Genomic DNA, 15,070 nt, shown 5'->3' on the forward strand with positions numbered 1-15,070 from the left:
AAAATTATTTGATATAATTTTGCACGCTTTTACAATTTTACTTTATGGCTATTGCGTTTAGGTTACAGGTTGATGAGGATACTGAATTTGCTCTATGGAAAATAGAAGAGGAAGCCGAAAGCCTGTATAATCAGCTACAGCTTAACGACGCCGAAAAAGCCTATGTAGAGTCGATAGGTAATGGTAAGCGCCATTTGCACTGGTTAGGTACAAGGGTACTTTTACGCACCATGCTTAACACCTCCGAATATATTGACTGTAAGGTTGACGAGCATGGCAAACCCTACCTGGTTGATATGCCGTACCAGATATCGCTGAGCCACTCGTTTGATTACGCTGCGGTAATGATCAGTAAAAGCAAACCTGTGGGTATTGATATTGAACTGATAAGCCCGAAAGTTGAACGGATAGCGCATAAGTTTTTGAATAAACAAGAGCTCTCAGCCCTCAGGCCCGAACACCGTGTTGAACAATTGTACGTAGCCTGGTGCGCCAAAGAGGCAGTATACAAATGCCACGGCCAAAAGGTGATCTCGTTTTTAGATCATATTTTTTTAGAGCCGTTTGAGGAGCACCAAAAAGGCATTGTACACGCCCAAATTTTAAAGAGGGACTTTAAACAGGATTTTGTGGTACACTACCTGCGCTTTGAGGATTATATGATAGGTTACGTTAAAGGGGGAAGCAATGAAAAATAAAAAAGTGATGTTGCAGGATTGGGGCCTTATTGATTACAAGCAAGGCTGGGACAGGCAGGAAGCCTTGTTTGCCGATACAGTGAAGCAAAAGATCGATATCAGGAACAAAGACCTGGTTATGGCATCAGGCGAGGCTGCTAACCATACTTACGATGATTGTGTGGCTGATGAAACCCTGAACTACCTAGTGTTTTGTGAGCACCCGCACGTATATACTTTAGGCAAAAGCGGCAAGCCCGAACATTTGCTTTTGGATGAAGAGGGTTTGAAAGAAAAACAAGCCACCTACTACCCTATCAACCGAGGGGGCGATATTACTTACCACGGGCCCGGCCAGATTGTGGTTTACCCGATACTTGACCTGGATAACTTTTTTACCGATATCCATTTATACCTGCGCACACTTGAAGAGGCCGTTATTTTAACTATGGCCGACTATGGTTTAAAAGGCGACCGTTACCCGGGATATACCGGCGTTTGGCTCGACCCGGAGATCCCTGAAAAGGCACGTAAAATTTGCGCCATGGGTGTGCGTTGCAGCCGCTGGGTAACCATGCACGGTTTGGCGTTTAACGTAAATACCGATCTGAATTATTTTAAAAATATAGTTCCCTGCGGTATTGATGATAAGGCCGTAACATCAATGGAGGCCGAACTTGGTAAACAATTGAATATAAACGAAGTTAAAAAAAACCTACTGCACCATATTTCCGTATTGTTTGATATGGATGTGGCGCTATGAAAATTGCCTTTTTAATTTTGTTTGGGATGAGCGGCTTGTTTGGCTGTTCAAAAACTTCGCCGCAAGGGCAGCAACCATTTATACAAGTTACCGATACAACCAAAGTGACCAATAAAAACACCTTGCAATACCTGGCCCTGGGCGACTCGTACACCATTGGCGAATCGGTCGACCTGGCGCAATCGTTTCCTTACCAGCTTAAAAACAGCTTAGCTACGCAGGGTTATCCTGTAGCCGACCCAAAGATCATTGCCGTTACCGGATGGACGACGACCAATCTGATTGATGCTATTGCTCAAGCCAAACTAACACAGAAATACGATCTTGTAACACTGCTGATCGGCGTGAATAACCAATATCAGGGCAAAAGCCAGGCGCAATACCGCACCGAGTTTGTACAATTGCTCAATACTGCCATCGCGTTTGCTAACGGAAATAAAAAGCATGTGTTTGTTTTGTCGATACCCGATTACAGCGTAACGCCTTTTGCGCAAAACTCCGACAGGGCTAAAATAGCAGCAGAGATAGACCAGTTTAACGACATTAATTTGTACGAGAGCACTAACGCAGGCGTTAACTATCTTAACATTACCGGTATATCGCGGCAAGCAACAACCGACCCTGCTTTAATAGCTCCCGACGGGCTGCACCCATCCGCAAAAATGTATCAACTTTGGATAAATGGGCTTGCGCCGATGGTTTTGAATAATTTGAAATAAATTTTGAAATTCGGACAAATGTCGTTATTTTTATGACAAATTACACAAGAGCGAAATGAAAGAGCAAAAGAAATATCCGATACTCACCGATGCTGAGCCTGAAGAGCTGGTGAATATTGTGCGTGATGGCATTGCTTTCCCATATTTTGTAAAACTCAGCAACAAACTTCATTTTACTTTCGAGGAATGGTCGTCGTACCTACATCTCTCCGAACGCACCATCCAACGTTATAAAAAAGAAGAGAAAACTTTCGATCCCATTTACTCTGAGCGTATTATCCAGATAGAGTTGTTGTACAAACGCGGCGCCGAGGTTTTTGATAGCGAAGCCAATTTTAATACCTGGATGGAATCAAATATTGTTGCCCTGGGTAATATCAAGCCTAAAGAGTTATTGGATACTTCGTTTGGCATTCAAGCCCTGATGGACGAGCTTGGCCGTATTGAACACGGCGTTTTTGCATGATCCTTTATCGCTTAAGCAAACAGCAATATATAAACGATCTGTCGGGCCGCGGTGCCGAATTAACCGGAGGCCGCTGGAACAGCAAAGGAATACCGGTTTTGTATACTGCCGAGTCGCGCGCGCTGGCTGCTATTGAAATTGCGGTGCATATCCCGCTGGGTATCATCCCATCAAACTATTACCTGGCTGCTATTGAGTTACCCGGACCTGACAGGATTGCCAGGATAGAAATTGCTGATCTGCCCGCACGTTGGGACAGCCACCCGTTCATTAAGATAACGCAACGGGCTGGCGACATTTTTATTAAAGAAAATAAACATCTGGCTTTACAGGTGCCTTCGGCTACGGTAAAAGGCGACCATAATTACCTGATCAATCCCAATCACGTTGATTTTAAAAAAGTAAAGGTCATCAGTACCGAGCCTTTTGAGTTTGACAGCCGTTTATTTAAAAAATAAGCTTAGCATTCGGGCAAGCTTAACGGAATATTAACCGCCAGGCCGCCATCAGATGTTTCTTTGTATTTTGAGTTCATATCCAGCGCTGTTTGCCACATGGTTTTAACCACGGCATCTAAACTTACCTTAGCATTATCCGGGTTAGTTTGCAGCGCCAGTTGCGATGCCGTGATGGCCTTAATAGCGCCCATGGTATTCCGCTCAATGCAGGGTATCTGCACCAGGCCACCAATAGGATCGCAGGTTAGCCCCAGGTGATGCTCCATGGCAATTTCGGCAGCCATCAGTACCTGCCTTTGCGAGCCGCCCAGGCATTCGGTTAATGCTGCCGCAGCCATTGCCGATGATACACCAATTTCGGCCTGGCAACCGCCCATAGCCGCAGATAAGGTGGCCCCTTTTTTAAATATGCTGCCTATTTCGGAGGCTGTAGATATAAACTGAACGATCCTATCTTCTTTAAAGCCATCGCAAAAAACAATATAGTACTGCAATACGGCCGGCACCACGCCTGCTGCCCCGTTGGTTGGCGCGGTAACCACACGGCCAAAAGAGGCATTTTCTTCGTTCACGGCGAGAGCAAAACAGCTTACCCAATCCAGGGTGTATTTAAACCCGTTACCACCTTCGCGGATAGCTTTGATCCAGCTTTCGTAATCGGTATAAATGGCGCCGTTAAGTAGTTTTTTATTGAGTTTATCGGCCCTGCGGGCAACATTTAAGCCACCCGGTAAACTACCTTTGGTGTGGCAGCCCTTGTAAATACATTCGTTTATTACCCGGAATATATTGAGGATACCATCGCGGGTTTCTTTTTCGCTGCGCCAGGCCAGTTCATTTTCCATCACCACGTCCGACACCTTTAGCCCGGTCTTAATACACCAATGCAGCAGGTCGTTAGCTTTTTCAATCGGGAATGGCAGATCGACCTCGGCTTTCGCCGATTTGTTTTCGCCCTCTTTTACCACAAAGCCGCCGCCAATGGAATAAAAGGTTTCGGATACGGCTTTGCCCGTATTTAAAAACGCCTGAAAGGTTACCGCATTGGGATGAAAAGGCAGGCTTTCATTAAACAGGAAGATCATGTCATCATCCCTGTTAAAAGTTATCTGCTGCAAAGCGCCAAGGTTTAACTGCTTATTGCTGATGATACCGGCTATTTTACTGTCGATCTGGTTAACATCAAACGTAACCGGGTCATCGCCGCTTAAGCCTAACAGGATAGCGATATCGGTACCGTGCCCTTTGCCGGTTTTGGCTAACGAGCCGTAAAGTAAGATCTTAACCTGCTCAACCTGCGTTAAAACCTGCTGCTCTGTTAATATCTGAACAAATTGCTGTGCTGCCCGCCATGGTCCCAGCGTATGAGAACTGGAGGGGCCAATGCCAATTTTAAAAATATCGAAAACAGAAATTTGCTCCCTTTGCATAAAATACAAAGTTAATATTGCTCACACAGCAAACGAATAAAACATTACCCGATCTGCGGATTCATATTAACGGTAAAATGGTTATAATCTTTCAGGATGGTTTTCAGAAATTTGTAATTATTCAACTCACCAGTATCGGTTATGCTCAAAAAAGCTTTTACCCTCCGGGCCATATTATCAACCAGAGTAACGTCGCCGGTTTTATAAAAGTGATTGATCACTTCGTGTATCAGCGCAATATCTTTATCTGATAAGTTGGTGGCATCGAAAAAAACAGGCTGGTAGGATTCATCAACTTCCAGGTTATCCAGTTCTTCAAAACCTGTGCGCCTTTTGGTTTTTATTAAAGTTGTATTGGCCACAATATCGCCTATACGCTGCCTGTTGTCGGTTATGGCTACCGATACAATTGCCGCTACACCGAAGGTTATGCCAAAATCAACCAACCGGAAAACATAGCGTAATAAATACTGGCCAACGCGCGGCCGCGCACCATCCAGGCTGATCACTCTTATTTTCATGATGTATTTACCCAGGCTTTGCCCGTTAAAAATCAACTCGGCAACCACATCGTAAAAGCCATAAAAGATAAAAAACAGGATCTGCGGAAGGGTAAAATTATACAAAACAGCATGCGAGGTAACGTTGCGAAAAATAAGCAGATACAGCAGAATAATAGCCAGGTATAGCGAATAATCAATAATCCGGGCGATGATACGCTCGCCAAGTCCTGCTACTTCGTAATCGATATCAATATTCTGCGCTGTTTTTATCCCAATAGTTTGCATACCTAACAAATATAAGTTCGAAATATGATATATTTAATGGTCAATTAATTTTTTGTTACTATTTTAAGCAAAAATTATAAGCGTTAAAATACTAAATGAGAGAAGCCTTATTTATTAAACAAGGTACCGAAAAGTGGAGTGAGTTTGAAAAAAATCCAAACACCGACCCGGATATATTAGCCGAGCAATTTATTATTATTACCGACGACCTGGCGTATGCCAAAACGTTTTACCCAAAATCAAAAACAACTGTTTACTTAAATGGCCTGGCGGCCCGCTTTCACCAATCGATCTATAAAAACAAAAAAGAGAGCAATAAGCGCTTTGCCAGATTTTGGAAAATAGAAATACCCCTGCTTTTTGCCGAATACCGTAAACAATTGCTGTACTCGTTTATCTTCTTTTTTATTTTTTGCCTGATGGGCGCCCTGTCAGCCAAGTACGATAACACATTTTTACGGCTGATATTGGGCGACGGTTATGTGAATATGACCAATGATAACATTGCCAAAGGCGATCCTTTTGGAGTATACAAAAAAGAAGAGCCTATTTTAATGTTCTTTATGATAGCCAAAAACAATATTATGGTTACGGCCAGCACATTTGTAATTGGTATCTTTTTTTCGGTGGGCACGCTTTACCTTTTAATGTATAACGGCATTATGCTGGGCTCGTTTCAATACTACTTTATCAGTAAAGGGTTGGGGATACAATCTGTACTTACCATTTTTATACATGGCACTTTAGAGATATCGTGCATTATTATAGCGGGCGGCGCAGGCCTTATTTTAGGCAACAGTTTAATTTTCCCGAAAACCTACAGCCGGCTTGAATCGGTAAAAAAAGGGGCCAAAGATGGTATGAAAATCATGCTGGGTATTTTACCTATTGTTGCCGTGGCGGCATTTTTAGAAAGCTTTGTTACCCGGCATACCGAAATGCCTGTATGGCTGAGCTGCGCTATACTTATTGCTTCGTTTTTATTTATTTTAGTGTACGTAGTTATTTACCCGGCAATTTTATCGCGAAGATTAAACACAACAACCAATGAAAGCAAAAATTGAATTAAGGCAGGTGCGCGATTTTGGCGAGATCATCAGCGACAGCATTTTATTTATCCGCCAGAACTGGAAAGCATTACTCAAAACATACTTTGTTTTTTGTGGCTTTTTTATCGCGGCAAACATCATTTTTACAATCCTGTTTCAACTAAAGGTTGTAAACCTGCATAAAGAGCAAGTTTATGGCAACACACCGGCATCGGCCGCAACGATATTTAGCTGGGAATATTTTCTGCTGCTCATATTTAGTTTTGCCAATCTTATTTCGCTGCTGCTTACCACGTTGAGCTTTGTTACGCTTTACAACGAAAAAAATAATGAGGCGCCAAACATTGAAGAAGTTTGGGCCTATTATAAATACTATTTTCTGAGGGCCACCGGGTCGTTCCTTTTGTTGTGCCTCATATTTATCGGCGCAGGAATTGTACTTCTGCTACCGGGAGGATTGGCAGTATTTGCCGCGGGGCCATTAATTGGGGGCTTTATCACTTTTTTTGTGATCGTGTTGCCGATCATCTATTTCGTAACCGTATTATCTTTATTTTACCCCATCATGATCATGGAAAACGGGGGCTTCGGGTTTGCCTTTGGTAAATGTTTTAAATTGATCAAAGGCCGCTGGTGGAACACTTTCGGGGTATTATTTATTAATGCCATTTTGGTATATGCGGCTATGCTATTGGTGATGATCCCTTTCGCGCTGTTATCCGGCGGCAGCATTACCTTCCTGGCGTATAATGTGCCCATAGTGATCACCATACTTTATACCATTATGCTGGCTATTATGCAGATCATTAACATTTTACCCATAATTTCTATATCGGTAACGTATTTTAGCTATGCCGAAGAAAAAGAAAGTGTTGGTTTAATGGAGCGGATAGATGAGATAGGCCTTGGCAGCGATGATCTTGACCCGATTTCGGATGAGTATTGACAGATAGTTATGCACAGATACTTATCCGCGTTTTTTCTTTTTTGCTTAATGATATTGGCCTTACCGGCTACGGACTTTGCCGCTGCTAAACCGGTGGTAAAAAAAATACCCGCAGTTATTAAAACAGATACGGCGCGCGTGCAAACGCGTAGCTTTAATAACCATAAGGTACAAGGCTATTTGCAGGACAAAGATTTTAGGTATAACAAAGCCGATGTGCAGGGCGAATCCTTATGGGACCGCTTTTGGCATTGGTTTTGGAACTGGCTTTACGGCAAGGTATTCTCCACATCCGAATCACAAAACCTTTTTTATTACTTACTGGTAGGTTTTGGCGCCATATTTTTGATTTTTTTAATGCTCAGAATAAGCGGACTGAGCGCCATACAGATATTGAGGGGGGAGGCTAAAAAACTCGACCTGCCTTATGCCGAATCGCTCGAAAATATACACGAGATCAATTTTGATAACGAGATTGAGAACGCTATTGCCCAGCGCAATTACAAGCTTGCTGTACGCCTGTTGTATTTGCGTAGCCTTAAACAGCTAAGCGATGCGCAATTGATACACTGGCAAATTGAAAAAACCAATACCGCCTACCTTGAAGAACTGACCAATAGTGAACAGCGTCAATCCTTCGGCTTATTGACCAGGCAATTTGAATATGTTTGGTACGGTGATTTTTTTGTCGACGGTCAATCATTTCAAAATATTAACACTTTGTTCCAGGATTTTAAAAAGACGATGCAATGAAGGATTTTAAGATCTACATTTTTATTGCATCTATACTGGTCACCATTTACCTGGTTGCCCAGTACAAACGTCCCAAACCTATCGACTGGACATCGTCGTTTTTAAAAACCGACAAAATACCTTTCGGGACATATATTTTATACAATCAACTGCACGATATTTTTCCGGGCGCCGCCATACAGAACTACCGCGAACCGGTTTATAACGTGCTAAGCGATCACGATATCAAACAGGCGACCTATCTGATCATCAGCAACAGCGTTAACCTGACAGAATACGACCTTAATAAATTAACCGCCTTTGTTAAACAGGGTAATGATGTTTTTATAGCTGCAGCTGATTTTGGTGATGCCGTACAGAAAAAACTAAAAGTTGAAACCGACCGCAATTACGATTTAAGTCAAACCGACGATAGTATCCGTTTTGTAAATAAGGCGCTTAATCCACAGCACTTTTTCAAATTAAGTAAAGAGCTAAGGGAAAACTATTTCAGCGCGTTTGACACCACAAAGGCCGTAGTTTTGGCCCGAAATGCAAGTGGTAAAAGCACGTTTATCAGGTTTGCCATTGGTAAAGGGGCGTTATATCTTAACACCAACCCGCATTTGTTTACCAATTACAGTTTGTTAAACCCCGACGATGAGGATTATGCAGGCAAGGCTTTATCCTACCTAAAAAACAGCAAAACACTGTTGTGGGATGAGTATTACGTTCTGGGCCGTGAAGGCGAAACATCACTGATGCGGGTATTTTTTCAGAAACCGCCCTTAAAATGGGCCTATTGCATTACCCTGGCGAGCCTGGTTTTGTATGTGCTTTACCAGTTGAAACGCCGGCAGCGTATTATCCCCGTTATTGAGCCCCTGCGTAACAGCAGCATTGATTTTGTAAAAACGGTTGGCCAGGTTTATTATGAGCGGCGCAATAATGCGAACATCGCACAAAAAAAGGCGACTTACTTTTTAGAGTATATCCGCACCAATTACCATCTAAAAACAGGCTTGCTTAACGAAGAACTGACCGCCACCCTTTCGCAAAAGAGCGGTGTTGATGTTTCTTTTTTACACAGGCTTTTTAACCAGATCAATATTATACGATCGGGAGCTAACATAAGCGACCGCGACCTGATCGCATTTAACCAAAACATAGAACAATTTTATATTCAATCCAGGTAATCAATATGGAAGAGGAATTTTTTGAACAACGCACCGACCTGAGCAAACTGAGCCAGGCAGTTACCCAGATCAAGGAAACTTTGGGAAAGGTGATTGTAGGCCAGCAGGACGCCATTGACTTGCTTATTGCGGGTATTTTAGCCGACGGGCATATCCTGATAGAGGGAGTGCCAGGCATAGCCAAAACCTTAACGGCAAAATTGATGGCGAAAAGCATAGACGCCCGGTTTTCGCGCATACAATTTACGCCCGATCTGATGCCGAGCGATGTGTTGGGCACATCGGTATTTAACCCCAAAACAACTGATTTTGAGTATAAACGCGGCCCGATATTCGGTAATATCATATTGATCGATGAGATCAACCGCGCACCGGCCAAAACACAATCGGCATTGTTTGAAGCTATGGAAGAGCGCCAGGTAACCATTGACGGTATAACCTACAAAATGGATGAACCGTTTATTGTGCTGGCTACCCAAAACCCGGTTGAGCAGGAAGGCACCTACCGCCTGCCTGAAGCGCAGCTTGACCGCTTTTTATTTAAGATAGAGATTAAATACCCTTCGCTTGAGCAGGAGATAGCCATCATTACCCAGCAGCACCAGCAAACTACTACTGCCCAGTTAGCCGATATACAACCGGTGCTGAGCGTTGCCGATATTATAGCCTTACGGGAGCAGGTGCGGAGCCTGCACGTTGAGCCTAAGCTGCTGGAGTTTGTGGCTAAGATCGTTCACGAAACGCGCAGCAATAAATCGCTGTTTTTAGGTGGATCGCCGCGTGCCTCATTAGCAATTGTTAACAGCGCCAAAGCTTTGGCCGCCATGAAAGGCCGCGATTTTATTACACCCGAAGACATTATATGGGTTGCGCCGGCAGTGTTAAGGCACCGCCTGATGCTCACTCCCGACAAGGAAATGGAAGGTGTAACACCTGATGATGTGGTTGCTCAAATTATACAGAAAATAGAAATACCGCGGTAAGTGAAATCAATTTTCGGCCTGTTTTATAAAAACCTGTTCCTCACCAGCCGCTTATTTATATGTATCGGCCTGGTAGTGGTATTGTTTTTATTGTCGTTCTTTTTCACCTGGCTGGGCGATATCCCGGTGGTTTTATTTGCCGCCGTTGTACTGGCATTTGTACTGGATAACTTAATGCTTTACCGGTTACCTAAAGGAGTGTTTGCCCGCCGGCACGCACCCGAGCGTTTAAGTAATGGCGATGACAATGAGATAGGTATTTATGTTGAGAATTTTTATTCGTTCAATATCAGCATCGGCATTATTGATGAGATACCGCACCAATTTCAAAAACGCGACGTGCTGTTCAACACCGACCTCAAATCGCGGCAGCATAAATTACTCACCTATCAGCTGCGCCCTATCAAACGCGGCGAATATGAGTTTGGCGAACTACGCGTTTTTGTACAATCGCCTGTTGGGTTAATTAACCGCCGGTATAATTTCGGTGAGTTTGAGACCCTGCCTGTATACCCATCGTTTTTGCAGATGCGCAAGTACGAGCTGATGGCCATATCAAACCGGCTAAACGAATACGGCATCAAAAAAATACGCCGCATTGGACATAGTATGGAGTTTGAACAGATCAAAAGCTATGTGCCGGGTGATGATTACCGTACCCTTAACTGGAAGGCCACAGCACGCCGCGGCGAGTTGATGATCAATAATTACACCGACGAGAAATCGCAGCATGTGTATTGTGTTATCGATAAATCGCGCAGTATGAAGATGCCTTTTGACGGTTTGAGTTTGCTGGATTATTCGATAAACGCGAGCCTGGTGTTATCGAGCGTCGCGCTCATCAAAGAAGATAAAGCGGGACTGATCACGATATCCGAGCGGAAAGGGGCCGTTATACCCGCCGAGCGCCGGCCAACGCAGCTGAATAAGATAATGGAGGTTTTGTATAAGGAGAAGACCCGTTACCTGGAAACCAATATGGAGCTGCTGTACAATGTGGTGCGCAGTACCCTTAAACAGCGAAGCCTGGTGGTGTTTTTTACCAACTTTGAAAGCATGAGCGCCATGGAAAGGCAGTTGCCGTTTTTAAAACGGATAGCTAAGTTTCACCTGCTGGTGATGGTATTTTTTGAAAATTCGGAATTAAAGACGCTGAGTGAAGCACCGGCCACCGATGTTGAAGGAATTTATATTAAAACCATTGCTGAGAAATTTGCTTACGAAAAGAAATTGATTGTGAAGGAATTGGCCAGGCACGGCATACAATCGATATTAACCGCACCCCAAAACCTGACTGTTAATACCGTTAATAAGTATCTGGAATTAAAGGCTAAGCAGAAGATATAGTTGGACGTTAATGTCGGTGAGGACACCGACATTGGGATGAGATATAATCCGACGTTTAATGCCGGTGGGGACACCGACATTGGGGTGAGAAGACATAAGTTGCTTATAGGATACTCCTCCGGAGTAAAAGACTTGGTGGCGACATCTATAAACACGTAACTCCTCCGGAGTTAACTACAGATACTACATTCCCGGCAGCTTGATACCCGCTGCTTTGATGTCTTTTACAATATTATCGTGCAGGGTGAATTTAATTGGCGTAAACCGATTAGTTGGTACCCAAACACGTACACTTACGCGAAATCCGTCGGCTTCCAGCAAAATAAGGCCGATCTTAGGTTCGTGATCGGTTAGTATTTCCGGAGTTTTTTTAACAGCGCCGGCTATAATACCCATTACCTGGTCGGTATCAACCGCGTAACTGAATTTGAGTTCCAGGTCGAGCCTTTGCTTACCTTCGCGGGTTACGTTGATGATGATCTCGTTAAATAGTTTACCGTTGGGGATAATTACGGCCTTGTTATCATGCGTAAGCACCTCGGTGTAAAAAACCTCTATCGCGGTAACGTAACCATCAACACCCTGGGCTATAATATTATCATCAAGCGTGAAAGGTTTTAACAGCAGGATGAGGACACCGCCCGCAAAATTTTGCAGCGTACCCGAAAGCGCCAAACCTGCCGCTACCGATGCAGCGCCGATGATGGCCGTAAAGAACGTGAGTTGTATACCGATGATGGCAAATACCAAAACAACCAACGCGACATATAACGCGGAGATGGCAAGGCTTAAGAAGAATGGCTGAAGGGAAGAATGTACTTGTTTTTTGGACATTTGTCCGCGGATGCGTTTTTTGAGGAAACGGATAACCCATAATCCTGCAAAAAATATGACGATCCCGAAGATGAGCCTGGGCCCGTTGAGAAGTATCCAGTTGTAAGCAGCATCGTACAGATCCTGCGGCGTCATTCGTTTAGGCGGCGTTACTATCGCAATCATCCCCTAAAGGTACGCTTATCTGAAAAAAGTCACAAACAGTTGTGGCCCCTCTATGATTGCCCAACCTATAATGAGGTTCGACACTTGTTTTGTTTTTTCACTTATCGCTTTCATACCTGTAAAATATCAAACGGTGTGCCTTTTTTAAGAAATAGACCAGATACGTTTAATAAGCGAGGCAGAATTTAAAAAATGATATATTATTGTTACATAACTGCTTATAAATTGCCATTTTATCAATGCTCAACTTGTATAAAAAACAAAACCCTGTATGTAATTACATACAGGGTTTTTATATAGTATTATTTTTTGGACGATGGTGCTGATTACATCATGCCGCCCATACCGCCGCCCATGCCACCACCATGTGAGTGACCGCCTGCAGGCTCTTCGCTTGCTTCGTCAGCCAAAACAACTTCGGTAGTTAACAACATAGCTGCAATTGAAGCTGCGTTTTGTAAAGCTACACGACCTACTTTAGTTGGGTCGATCACACCGGCGCCGATCAGGTTTTCGTATTTATCGGTACGTGCGTTGTAACCAAAGTCGGCTTTACCTTCTTTAACTTTTTGCACTACGATAGAACCTTCGATACCTGCGTTTTCGCAGATCTGGCGCAAAGGCTCTTCGATAGCGCGACGGATGATCTGGATACCAGTGTTCTCGTCTTCGTTTTCACCTTTAAGATCTTTCAACGATTCAACCGCACGGATGAAAGCAACACCACCACCAGCTACGATGCCTTCTTCAACCGCTGCTCGGGTTGCATGTAAAGCATCGTCAACACGGTCTTTTTTCTCTTTCATTTCAACTTCAGATGCAGCACCTACATAAAGTACCGCAACACCACCCGATAACTTAGCTAAACGCTCTTGCAGTTTTTCTTTGTCGTAATCGGATGTAGTTGATTCGATCTGTGATTTGATCTGGTTAACACGGGCTTTGATATCATCACTGCTACCGGCACCGTTAATAACGGTAGTGTTGTCTTTATCAACAACAATTTTCTCGGCAGTACCTAAGTAGGTCAGATCAGCATTCTCTAATTTGTAACCTCTTTCTTCAGATATTACGGTACCACCGGTTAAGATGGCAATATCCTCTAACATTGCTTTACGACGATCGCCAAAGCCAGGAGCTTTAACAGCGGCAACTTTCAGTGAACCGCGGATCTTGTTTACTACCAAAGTTGCTAATGCTTCACCATCAAGGTCTTCGGCAATGATCAGCAATGGTTTGCCTGTTTGTACTTGTTTTTCCAAAATAGGCAATAACTCTTTCATCGAAGAGATCTTTTTATCGTAGATCAGGATGTAAGGGTTTTCCAACTCTACTTCCATTTTATCGGCGTTGGTTACAAAGTACGGCGAAAGGTAACCACGGTCAAACTGCATACCTTCAACAGTTTTAACTTCGGTTTCGGTACCTTTTGCTTCTTCAACGGTAATTACACCGTCTTTACCAACTTTAGCCATTGCTTCGGCAATTAACGAACCGATAACCTCGTCGTTATTAGCCGAGATAGAAGCAACTTGTTTAATTTTGTTATTGTCTTCGCCAACAGTTTGCGATTGAGCCTGCAGGTTTTTAACAACGGCCTCAACAGCTTTGTCGATACCGCGTTTTAAATCCATTGGGTTAGCGCCTGCAGCTACGTTTTTAATACCTGCGGTTACTATAGCCTGAGCTAATACGGTTGCAGTAGTAGTACCATCGCCGGCAATATCAGCAGTTTTTGAAGCTACTTCTTTTACCATTTGGGCACCCATGTTTTCTAAAGCGTCTTTCAATTCGATCTCTTTAGCTACGGTTACACCATCTTTAGTGATAGCCGGTGAGCCGAATTTTTTATCGATAATTACGTTACGACCTTTAGGGCCTAAGGTTACTTTAACTGCGTTTGCTAAAATATCAACGCCACGTTTCAGGGCGTCGCGCGCTTCAACATTGTATTTAACTTGTTTTGCCATTTTGACTTTTTAATTTTTGATTAAATGATTTATTGAATTATTTGATTCTTGCAAATTGGATAATCGATCAATCAATCATCCAATAACTCAATAATTGATTACAGAACCGCGTAAACGTCGGATTCGCGCATAATTAAGTACTCTTTACCTTCGTAGGTAATTTCGGTACCGGCGTACTTGCCGTATAAGATCTGGTCGCCTACTTTAACGGTTAAAGGCTCATCTTTTTTTCCATCGCCAACAGCAACAATAGTTCCACGCTGAGGTTTTTCTTTGGCAGTGTCTGGGATAATGATACCAGAAGCGGTCTTTTCTTCGGCAGCGGCAGCTTCAACTACTACCCTGTCTCCAATAGGTTTAATGTTTAACGACATAGTTATTTTTATTTGTGTGTATGTATGATTTATAATTCAACAACTGTGATTGAACATCAATTATGCCAAGGGTTGCTAATTGTACATATTGACGGTTATTTGTCAAAATTTCATTAAGAATCAAAATAGCTTAACTTAATATTAACAGTACCGTGCCAACGTGTCAGTTGCCT

The 15,070-nt window shown here is 43.3% G+C and carries 16 protein-coding genes; 11 read left to right on the plus strand and 5 right to left on the minus strand.

Annotated elements, in window-relative coordinates; translation table 11 throughout:
- Nucleotides 1-44 precede the first annotated feature (44 nt).
- From ACFGVR_RS02020 to ACFGVR_RS02040, 5 genes are read left to right on the plus strand one after another with little or no spacing between them, the layout of a single operon-like run.
- On the plus strand, nt 45-698 hold the full coding sequence (locus ACFGVR_RS02020; RefSeq protein ID WP_448700803.1) for a 4'-phosphopantetheinyl transferase family protein: 654 nt from the start codon (nt 45-47) through the stop codon (nt 696-698).
- Nucleotides 688-1,440 carry a lipoyl(octanoyl) transferase LipB gene (gene lipB / locus ACFGVR_RS02025; protein ID WP_448700804.1) on the plus strand — a complete coding sequence of 251 codons (753 nt, stop codon included), beginning with the start codon at nt 688-690 and terminating at the stop codon, nt 1,438-1,440. Before ACFGVR_RS02020 ends, lipB begins: the two co-directional genes overlap by 11 nt.
- On the plus strand, nt 1,437-2,159 hold the full coding sequence (locus ACFGVR_RS02030; protein ID WP_448700806.1) for an SGNH/GDSL hydrolase family protein: 723 nt from the start codon (nt 1,437-1,439) through the stop codon (nt 2,157-2,159). Before lipB ends, ACFGVR_RS02030 begins: the two co-directional genes overlap by 4 nt.
- A 55-nt stretch (nt 2,160-2,214) precedes the next feature.
- Nucleotides 2,215-2,625, plus strand: coding sequence for a type II RES/Xre toxin-antitoxin system antitoxin (parS, locus tag ACFGVR_RS02035; RefSeq protein ID WP_448700807.1), 411 nt, complete (start codon nt 2,215-2,217; stop codon nt 2,623-2,625).
- Complete coding sequence (locus tag ACFGVR_RS02040; protein ID WP_448700808.1) at nt 2,622-3,083, plus strand: RES family NAD+ phosphorylase; 462 nt, start codon at nt 2,622-2,624, stop codon at nt 3,081-3,083. The genes parS and ACFGVR_RS02040 overlap by 4 nt, the downstream gene beginning before the upstream one ends.
- Nucleotides 3,084-3,085: 2 nt before the next feature.
- Here ACFGVR_RS02040 and ACFGVR_RS02045 read toward each other — a convergent pair whose 3' ends face one another.
- Nucleotides 3,086-4,513, minus strand: a complete 1,428-nt coding sequence (locus ACFGVR_RS02045; protein WP_448700809.1) for an L-serine ammonia-lyase — start codon at nt 4,511-4,513, stop codon at nt 3,086-3,088.
- A gap of 44 nt (nt 4,514-4,557) precedes the next feature.
- Nucleotides 4,558-5,301 carry an RDD family protein gene (locus ACFGVR_RS02050; protein WP_448700811.1) on the minus strand — a complete coding sequence of 248 codons (744 nt, stop codon included), beginning with the start codon at nt 5,299-5,301 and terminating at the stop codon, nt 4,558-4,560.
- 95 nt (nt 5,302-5,396) lie between these two features.
- Here ACFGVR_RS02050 and ACFGVR_RS02055 point away from each other — a divergent pair, with 95 nt between their 5' ends.
- From ACFGVR_RS02055 to ACFGVR_RS02080, 6 genes are read left to right on the plus strand one after another with little or no spacing between them, the layout of a single operon-like run.
- Entirely contained in the window at nt 5,397-6,365 is a 969-nt protein-coding gene (locus ACFGVR_RS02055) for a stage II sporulation protein M (protein ID WP_448700812.1), read from the plus strand.
- A complete protein-coding gene (locus ACFGVR_RS02060; protein WP_448700814.1) occupies nt 6,349-7,296 on the plus strand; it encodes a hypothetical protein in 948 nt (315 codons plus the stop codon). The genes ACFGVR_RS02055 and ACFGVR_RS02060 overlap by 17 nt, the downstream gene beginning before the upstream one ends.
- A gap of 48 nt (nt 7,297-7,344) precedes the next feature.
- Nucleotides 7,345-8,049: a DUF4129 domain-containing protein gene (locus tag ACFGVR_RS02065; RefSeq protein WP_448700815.1), complete on the plus strand. Its 705-nt coding sequence runs from the start codon at nt 7,345-7,347 to the stop codon at nt 8,047-8,049.
- Nucleotides 8,046-9,224, plus strand: coding sequence for a DUF4350 domain-containing protein (locus ACFGVR_RS02070; RefSeq protein WP_448700816.1), 1,179 nt, complete (start codon nt 8,046-8,048; stop codon nt 9,222-9,224). The genes ACFGVR_RS02065 and ACFGVR_RS02070 overlap by 4 nt, the downstream gene beginning before the upstream one ends.
- Before the next feature lie 5 nt (nt 9,225-9,229).
- Entirely contained in the window at nt 9,230-10,207 is a 978-nt protein-coding gene (locus ACFGVR_RS02075; RefSeq protein WP_448700817.1) for an AAA family ATPase, read from the plus strand.
- Entirely contained in the window at nt 10,208-11,554 is a 1,347-nt protein-coding gene (locus tag ACFGVR_RS02080) for a DUF58 domain-containing protein (protein ID WP_448700818.1), read from the plus strand.
- Between the two features lie 183 nt (nt 11,555-11,737).
- On the opposite strand, the gene ACFGVR_RS02085 is transcribed toward ACFGVR_RS02080, so the two are convergent.
- The 3 genes from ACFGVR_RS02085 to ACFGVR_RS02095 form a co-directional block, all read right to left on the minus strand.
- Nucleotides 11,738-12,553, minus strand: coding sequence for a mechanosensitive ion channel family protein (locus ACFGVR_RS02085; RefSeq protein ID WP_448700819.1), 816 nt, complete (start codon nt 12,551-12,553; stop codon nt 11,738-11,740).
- Nucleotides 12,554-12,879: 326 nt separating this feature from the next.
- Entirely contained in the window at nt 12,880-14,523 is a 1,644-nt protein-coding gene (groL, locus tag ACFGVR_RS02090) for a chaperonin GroEL (protein ID WP_448700820.1), read from the minus strand.
- Nucleotides 14,524-14,621: 98 nt separating this feature from the next.
- Nucleotides 14,622-14,897 carry a co-chaperone GroES gene (locus tag ACFGVR_RS02095; RefSeq protein WP_448700821.1) on the minus strand — a complete coding sequence of 92 codons (276 nt, stop codon included), beginning with the start codon at nt 14,895-14,897 and terminating at the stop codon, nt 14,622-14,624.
- Nucleotides 14,898-15,070 lie beyond the last annotated feature (173 nt).

The sequence above is a fragment of the Mucilaginibacter aureus genome (assembly GCF_053514885.1).

What these genes read in the sequence shown, in the direction of transcription:
- ACFGVR_RS02020 (WP_448700803.1), top strand. Translation starts at nt 45, where the DNA reads ATGGCTATTGCGTTTAGGTTACAGGTTGATGAGGATACTGAATTTGCT.
- lipB (WP_448700804.1), top strand. Translation starts at nt 688, where the DNA reads ATGAAAAATAAAAAAGTGATGTTGCAGGATTGGGGCCTTATTGATTAC.
- ACFGVR_RS02030 (WP_448700806.1), top strand. Translation starts at nt 1,437, where the DNA reads ATGAAAATTGCCTTTTTAATTTTGTTTGGGATGAGCGGCTTGTTTGGC.
- parS (WP_448700807.1), top strand. Translation starts at nt 2,215, where the DNA reads ATGAAAGAGCAAAAGAAATATCCGATACTCACCGATGCTGAGCCTGAA.
- ACFGVR_RS02040 (WP_448700808.1), top strand. Translation starts at nt 2,622, where the DNA reads ATGATCCTTTATCGCTTAAGCAAACAGCAATATATAAACGATCTGTCG.
- ACFGVR_RS02045 (WP_448700809.1), bottom strand. Translation starts at nt 4,513, where the DNA reads ATGCAAAGGGAGCAAATTTCTGTTTTCGATATTTTTAAAATTGGCATT.
- ACFGVR_RS02050 (WP_448700811.1), bottom strand. Translation starts at nt 5,301, where the DNA reads ATGCAAACTATTGGGATAAAAACAGCGCAGAATATTGATATCGATTAC.
- ACFGVR_RS02055 (WP_448700812.1), top strand. Translation starts at nt 5,397, where the DNA reads ATGAGAGAAGCCTTATTTATTAAACAAGGTACCGAAAAGTGGAGTGAG.
- ACFGVR_RS02060 (WP_448700814.1), top strand. Translation starts at nt 6,349, where the DNA reads ATGAAAGCAAAAATTGAATTAAGGCAGGTGCGCGATTTTGGCGAGATC.
- ACFGVR_RS02065 (WP_448700815.1), top strand. Translation starts at nt 7,345, where the DNA reads ATGATATTGGCCTTACCGGCTACGGACTTTGCCGCTGCTAAACCGGTG.
- ACFGVR_RS02070 (WP_448700816.1), top strand. Translation starts at nt 8,046, where the DNA reads ATGAAGGATTTTAAGATCTACATTTTTATTGCATCTATACTGGTCACC.
- ACFGVR_RS02075 (WP_448700817.1), top strand. Translation starts at nt 9,230, where the DNA reads ATGGAAGAGGAATTTTTTGAACAACGCACCGACCTGAGCAAACTGAGC.
- ACFGVR_RS02085 (WP_448700819.1), bottom strand. Translation starts at nt 12,553, where the DNA reads ATGATTGCGATAGTAACGCCGCCTAAACGAATGACGCCGCAGGATCTG.
- groL (WP_448700820.1), bottom strand. Translation starts at nt 14,523, where the DNA reads ATGGCAAAACAAGTTAAATACAATGTTGAAGCGCGCGACGCCCTGAAA.
- ACFGVR_RS02095 (WP_448700821.1), bottom strand. Translation starts at nt 14,897, where the DNA reads ATGTCGTTAAACATTAAACCTATTGGAGACAGGGTAGTAGTTGAAGCT.